The organism is uncultured Nitrospira sp., from assembly GCA_902500695.1.
Classification (GTDB): domain Bacteria; phylum Nitrospirota; class Nitrospiria; order Nitrospirales; family UBA8639; genus Nitrospira_E.
This window is the reverse complement of sequence record CABVRQ010000171.1, coordinates 1-2,163: the sequence shown is the minus strand read 5'-3', so window position 1 is coordinate 2,163 and position 2,163 is coordinate 1. Positions and strand designations below refer to the sequence as shown.

Annotated in this window: 3 protein-coding genes; 2 read left to right on the top strand and 1 reads right to left on the bottom strand. The window is 51.0% G+C overall.

Going from position 1 to position 2,163, the window contains the following annotated elements:
* Together AAH187_RS19195 and nirK are read left to right on the top strand one after the other, a co-directional pair.
* Positions 1–573, top strand: a 573-nt coding sequence (locus AAH187_RS19195; RefSeq protein WP_342350100.1) for a Crp/Fnr family transcriptional regulator, incomplete at its 5' end; no start/stop codon positions are given.
* A 263-nt stretch (positions 574–836) separates the two neighbouring features.
* The gene (nirK, locus tag AAH187_RS19190; RefSeq protein ID WP_342350099.1) at positions 837–1,880 is read left to right on the top strand and encodes a copper-containing nitrite reductase; all 1,044 of its coding nucleotides are present in this window, start codon (positions 837–839) and stop codon (positions 1,878–1,880) included.
* Positions 1,881–1,983: 103 nt separating this feature from the next.
* On the opposite strand, the gene AAH187_RS19185 is transcribed toward nirK, so the two are convergent.
* On the bottom strand, positions 1,984–2,163 hold a 180-nt coding region (locus tag AAH187_RS19185; protein ID WP_342350098.1), incomplete at its 5' end, for a cupin domain-containing protein.

Below are 2,163 nucleotides of genomic sequence, written 5' to 3'. Positions count from 1 at the left end.
AGACCGATCGAAGGGAACTGGCGAGCCAGGCCATCGAAGTTCCCATCCAAAAAAGGACAGTTCATCTTTCGGCAAGGTGATCCAGCCGACTGGTTTCACATTATCAAACAGGGAAACGTGAAATGTGTAAAGTCCTCACACGAAGGACGGGAAGTCACTCTCAAGGTCCTCATGCCCGGGGACTTGTTTTGTTGTGAAGCGTCCGCATTGGTAGGAGAAGGCCACCCCGGGTGCGCCCAATCCATGGGAGAAGGCTCCATTGTCAAAATTCACCGAAAGGTGATGCTGGACGTAATCCAAAGAAATCCTGGTGCAGCGGTCAATATCATCAATTACCTAAGCCTCCGCCTGCGCGAATCTCAAGACAATGCCAAAGCCTTTGCCTTGGACCGTGCCGAACAGCGGGTCGCCTCCATCCTCGTCAATCTAACCCAGCGATCCGGCATTCAAGAGGCAACTGGCATCCGCATGGGCGTACGACTGACCCATCAGGATTTAGCCGACATGGCAGGCCTGACGAAAGAAACCACCAGTCGCATTCTGAGCCGATTCAAAAAAAAATCCCATGATTAGTGGAACAGGAAAAAATTTGGTCATTCAAAATCTCACCAGACTTCAGCACATGGCCCCGCATGCCTTTTCTTAGTTTCTCCTGAAAATCCTACTTGCCTTTCCTGGCTCTAAGCCCACCTCAAGAAGCACCCGCGAAAATCTTTTCGCATTTATTGATCTATATCATTGTTTTCCTCCCAAATTCCTCTAGGATAAGCAAGAATACAGATGAACAGTACCAGGGGGGTTACATTTTCCAATACTTCAGAAGGAGGAAATCATCCATGATGCATGTAGCGTTCACACACACAAGTCGTCTCACAGGTTTCATCTCCCTGGCCACCATGTTGGGTGTTCTGGCCATGGGAACCGTTTTACCAGCCCCCGCCATGAGTATGCCTACTATCCAGGCTCAACTGACGACACTCCCCCAGGTTCCTACCCCAATTACCCGTAAGGAAGCCGCGCATGTTGTGGTCCATGTCGAGGCCAAAGAGTATGTGGGAACGTTAGCCGATGGGGTTCAATACAAATTTTGGAGTTTTAATGGCACGGTCCCAGGACCGATGATCCGGGTCCGCCAGGGTGATACCGTGGAAGTTCATCTCAAAAATCACGCGGATAGCATTTTTCCGCATAACATGGATCTGCATGCGGTGAATGGTCCCGGTGGAGGCGCCGGTTCCAATCTGGCTATTCCCGGAAAAGAAGGGATGTTCTCATTTAAAGCCTTGGTTCCAGGTTTATACATTTACCATTGCGCCTCGCCGGTTCCGAATATCCCGGCTCATATTGCCAACGGAATGTACGGGTTGATTCTTGTGGATCCTGCTGAAGGTCTGACTCCTGTAGATAAAGAATATGCCGTGTTGCAAAGCGAATTCTTCACGATGCCAAGCGCAGAAAATGGCATCATGGAACTCTCCATGGAGAAAGGCTTAGCGGAACACCCTGACCACGTGGTGCTGAACGGAAGAGCCGGGGCCTTAATCGGGGAAGGGCAGCTTGAAGCCAAGGCGGGAGACATCATCCGACTGTATGTCGGCAACATCGGACCGAATAGTGCTTCTTCCTTCCACATCATTGGGGAGATTTTTGACAAGGTCTATGTGGAAGGCGCCATTGGAGGAACCGTCAACAAGAACGTCCAAACCACACTGATTCCCTCCGCCGGTTCGGTCATTGTGGAATTCAAAGTGGATGTGCCCGGGGCCTACCTGTTAGTAGACCACAGCATTTTCCGGGTCGCCAAAGGCGCAGTTGGCATTCTTTCCGTCACCGGTGAGGATAATTCTTCGATCTATAATTCCATGGATCCAGCCAACTAAGCTTTCTTCTTCGTACATTCAAGGGCCTGAGTGAAAGCATTCATTCAGGCCCTTTTTCTTTTCACAATATCCCACATCCCCACCAAGTCACGGTTTTTAGTCTCTAGCCGGGATTGGGAGCCATAAAGACCAGCACCCGGAGCCGGGTGGTGGTATGATTCACCACGCCATGCTCTTCCCCAGCCGGAGCCATTGTCCCCTGCCCTTCTCCCAGAATCCGGCTTTCACTCCCGACCCGAAACGTGCCCTGCCCTTCCAAGACCAAATAGACCTTATCCTGGTC

Bases quoted from the DNA above. Each gene is read 5' to 3' on its own strand.
- nirK (WP_342350099.1), top strand. From the start codon at position 837: ATGATGCATGTAGCGTTCACACACACAAGTCGTCTCACAGGTTTCATC.